Below are 4770 nucleotides of genomic sequence, written 5' to 3'. Positions count from 1 at the left end.
TGCCGCCGACGGTCTTCCGGGAACGACAAACCGTCAAAAACTCCACTTATGAATTGTCTACTTGACAGGGAAGCTTACCAGGGGATGCAAGCGCCTTTTCTTGACGAAAAGACAAAGGAACGCGGTGATCAGATCGTGCCCAAAATGATTGCACGTTATTCGGTGTTATGGCGGGATTTTGACTTACAAAGGCAGCGGCGGGGGTATTATACCCCCGTCCGACCTGTAATCTATTGTACTGAGTTATCTAAATAGAGGTGGGGGGATCGAACCCCGTACTCGCGTTGTGGCACAATGATTTGCCCTATATTGTGGCCATTTTTGGGTGGTTTATTTCAACAGCAACATCTTTTTCGTTGCGACATAATCGCCTGCCTGGAAACGATAGAAGTAGACGCCCGTTGATACCGGCTGTCCATTCGTTGATTCGCCGTCCCATGTAATGGAATACGTGCCTGCCGATTCCTCTCTTTCAACCAGAGTACGAACTTTCCGACCTAGCAGATTGAAGATCTCGATCCTGACATTGCTCCGCTGTGGCAAGCTGTACTCAATTGTAGTGACCGGGTTAAACGGGTTCGGGTAATTCTGTGATAGCTCGAATCGGTACGGCAGTCCACCAGCCGGATCGTCATTCACGCCAACGATAACATCGTTATACAATATCATCGAGTCATCAGCGACATAGTCATGGTTGTAGTCAAGGTAGATGGCACAGGAATCGAGAGTAAGGCCGGACCAGTGCGGTGTCAAAATATGTGCTACTCCCGCTTCCAACGGGATATCGTGAGCGCTGAAGGTCCACTCTCCATCTGCTGTCTTCACCTGTCGTATCCAGAATCGATAGCTCCGCGCGACCCCCGGATTGTCCAAATACCACCCATTGGTATCCAGTGGCTCAAGGCGAATCGATTCGTCAGGAAAGAGACCAAGGCTGTCGATAATTACCGCCCGCTCCCCATCCGCGAGCGTACGAGCCATGCGTAAGACGATCTGTTTAGCGCTGGCATCAGGGTTACCGATGGTGAGGCCATCATCAAGTGTGAGACTATCGACTTGAGTCGAATCAACATCGGCACGGCTGTATCCAACATAGAGCGAATCGTAGTAATAACCGATCCGCGCTGAGTTCTCTTTTAGTTTAGAGATGGCACATCTATACGACTGATCCGGCACAATCATCCGGTATGGCAGACCATCGGAGGCATGCATCGTCGGCAACACAATCGCGTTTGCGATTGAGTTGAAACCGCCATCAGATCCATACCCGATTGAATCGCCGACAGTGTCATAAGCGGCAATATAGCCATCGTTCGGGAAGATAATTTCTATATTGCCGGAACGCTCGCCGCTCTCTTTTGCGAGAGCGGCGTACGCTGCCGGTGAGCTGGTCAACTCCGGCACTTCCAAACTGCTGTTGATCGGATTATCGAGAATGAAATAGTTGCTCCCTCCCCACAGAATCATCTCCGGATAACCCCAGACATTATTAACAGTGTCAACGTCGATATATTTTAGATCGTCGCCCTGGTAATTGGGGTCGTAAATAAACACTTTGACAAGAGACGGATTAGGATCGCTGGCAACTTCGTACGGATAGACCGAGTGTGCCGCCGTTCCCTGCTGATTGGCCAGGTACAAGGCTGCGAGTTTTTCGTTGGTACGATCCATGAGCGCCACCCGCAGTTGCTCCACCGTTGCCTTAGGAGTCGCGGCATAGTACTGTTTGAGATACTCGTCATGCTGTTTTCCGAACACATGCAGGTATGACACATTGATAAACTCCCTGACTTCGTCCGAAATACTCATAGTGCCAAGGTTATCAGGGAATCCTAAATACCCCCACCGGGTAGCCAGGCCGCTTTTGTTGGAAAACGCCAGCGCGGCACTGTTAACCATGCCATAACAACTGCCGTTGAACGGTTTGCTGATATCGGCCCAGCGATCAACGGCGCGTAACACATACGCTAGTCCGCTCCCGGTCGTGTAGTAGCATTGGTCCACACCGAACGCCTCGACAAAGATCGGCCAGCTCGGAAAGGCACTGGGAGACATTATGGCAAACGGATAAGCGTTGCTACTGGATGGATACTCACGTCCGGTGTACGGATCGGTGCCGGTAAGATAATCGTACTGTTGCCACCATGACTCCGGCCAGAGATTTGCCGTGGAATTACTAAACGACCAGCCGTCGCTTGAAGGGGCAAATTGCTCATACGAACTATCCGCCGCCACCCTGGTCAGACAGTACGTCTTGATATGAAAGTAATCGGTCTCGTTACTGTAGCCGGAACCGCCGGCATCACTCACCCGAATCCTGGTCCGGTACGACAACGTCTGCGGGACTGTCCATGAGAAAACAGCCGGATTCGCCGCTGCCGAGTTGGTGATTGTCTGCCAGGTCGGGGTCTGGCCGTTCTGAATATCCGATGCGTACTCTATCTTCACATTCTCGATACCGTACGACGCCCAGATAATATTGACCGTGCTCCCCGGGACGAGAGTAGTATCGGCCGAAGGCGACGTGACATAAATGAACAAGTCCAGCGTGTCCGGATCGAACTCATCCGCCCCTACGTCCACCGACTTTATGTCGTTCCCATCGCTGTCGATAATTCTAAGCTGGCCGTCCACATCGAATTCAGAAGTTACAAAACTGGAGTCGCCATATTCAACGGCCGGAGAGAGTTTTGTGATATGGTAATCATAGACAGTCAGGCTGTCCATTCCAATAAGAACATCCATGGCATTGCCGGCAAGATATATGGAGTCGGGTGTGTTTCGAATCACATAGAACCAGGCAGTCGTATCGACTTTGGTCGGAAGAATCGGGAGCCCCTCCAGTTTGCCAATATCGGCAAATGGACCATCGATCAGCAGCCTGGTCTGATTGCTCCCGGAGTCATAGAAACGAGAGATTATTTGCGCCTTGTAAACAGCATACAACTGTGGATTGAGATCAAGATTGGTCGCTGCGCTGTCGCCAAGCGCCTGAAGTTCCTCTATCGTGTAAAAATCGTAATCATCAGTCCGAAGATATATCTCCCGCGTGTCGTCATAGTTGTTAAAGAAAATATTCCTTGTCAGCGTTGGCATCACGCCGCCGTACCTGGCGTAGCAGTAAATGCCATAGCTATCGTTGTATGCTACGAGATTGTTGACGACGCTCCCTGTCCACTGCGGTTTGTACGGATAGTAAATCCCGTAGCCCGAATTGAAAACGGAACTGTTCCCCACAAAGTCGACCCGGCCGTTCTGTACCCCCAGTCCGGCGCCGCCGTTTCCCGCCGCGGCATTGGTTTCCACTCTTACGGCCACCGAATCACAATCACCATCGACCCATAAACCGTTCCCCCCATTTCCGTTGAAAATGTTGTTCATCACGGTGATACTATCCGCTGGCTGGCCCACGTCGATAGTCAGCCCGTCGTCAACATTACCGGATATCACCGAGTTGGTCACTTTCACTTTTAGTTCATCATCAAACGAGCGGCCAACCCCGCCGCCGATATAGATCCCTTCACTGCCGCATTGGATTATCTCCGAGCTGTCGATATGAAAGTAACCGGCGGCGGAGTCCGCCGGATTGATGCTCATTACAAACTGGATACCATCACCGGTAGAGAGATTCTGATGAATAGTACTGCCAATCACCTGCAAACTGCAAGGACTGGTGTAGTGCATATCAATACCGGCTCCCCAGAACTGCTCGATTCTGCTGTGATCGAGCAACACCCCCCCTTCACCGGCTATCGGACTGTACGTCCAGCGCACGATTGAGTGATTCTTAAGCGCCAGCTTACTTCCGATGTCGGTTTCGATTCCTCCCCAGGCATACGTTTCTGTCGGATTTTCAGACGAATAGCCATTGACATAGCCGCCGTACGCTCGGTCACCGGTGGAGGTCAGGACTGCGCTGTCAACGATCATCTCACCCTTCACCGTGATATTGGTTGTGGAACCAGGAATGAACTTAAGCACTGAGCCGGTATCGATAACCAACAAAGCGTTGGTATCAACAACTATATCCCCCAGAAAAAACGGACTGCAGTCGTTACTGGTCTTGATATAGCAGGTATCGTCAATTTTCACCATGGAGGAATTAAAAACAACGGTGTTTTGACTGTTGTTCACCGCGGTATTGCCAACCATCCCTTTCAGAACAACACTGCCGCCTACGGCCAGTACTCCGACCGACGCCGAGGAGGCATCGAATTGACAATTGCTGAATAGATTATGATTCAGGTCGAGGCTACGGATGCCGAGCAGTTGATTCGGGCTGACGGCATTGGGCATTTCGTTCCCATTGAAATAGCAGTTGTTGAGCTCTACGTCGTAACTATTGGATCTAAGAGCATCGTAATAGAGAGCGAGCACACCACTGGTTGCGGGCATCGAGCAGTTGCTCATCTTCAGATTGCCGCCGCGAATCGACAGGGAGGAGGAACTTGGAGTATAATTGAAAAACGTACACCAGTCAAACTCCAGGGTATAATCTTCAGGCGGTAAACCGGCGGGACCACCGCCAAAGTTGTTGTACATCGGCCCCAGGCATACAAAACTTATCGGGTCTCCAGCCTTCCCCTGGGCGACTACGTTGCCATTTATCTGCAACCAGGCGTCCCCCATAATTCTGATCTGAAACGGCTCCCCTCCCCCCCAACTGTTGTCTATCCCCAGGTAGCCCATCGAATTCACCGAACTGTCAGGATTGTACTCGTTTTCGATTATCACGGGCATCTCAAAAATAAAAGGGGGGCCGGGAGGTTC

General features: G+C 51.2%; 2 protein-coding genes. One reads left to right on the top strand and one right to left on the bottom strand.

Features of this window, described 5'->3' with window-relative positions; translation table 11 throughout:
• A partial coding sequence (locus KKA81_15990) for a hypothetical protein (protein MBU2652430.1) occupies positions 1–255 on the top strand: 255 nt, incomplete at its 5' end.
• A gap of 75 nt (positions 256–330) precedes the next feature.
• On the opposite strand, the gene KKA81_15985 is transcribed toward KKA81_15990, so the two are convergent.
• Positions 331–4740 carry a right-handed parallel beta-helix repeat-containing protein gene (locus tag KKA81_15985; GenBank protein ID MBU2652429.1) on the bottom strand — a complete coding sequence of 1470 codons (4410 nt, stop codon included), beginning with the start codon at positions 4738–4740 and terminating at the stop codon, positions 331–333.
• Positions 4741–4770 lie beyond the last annotated feature (30 nt).

It is taken from the genome of Bacteroidota bacterium, from assembly GCA_018831055.1.
GTDB lineage: Bacteria > Bacteroidota > Bacteroidia > Bacteroidales > B18-G4 > M55B132.
Note: the sequence above shows the minus strand (reverse complement) of the source record. Positions and strands in the feature narration are given on the sequence as shown.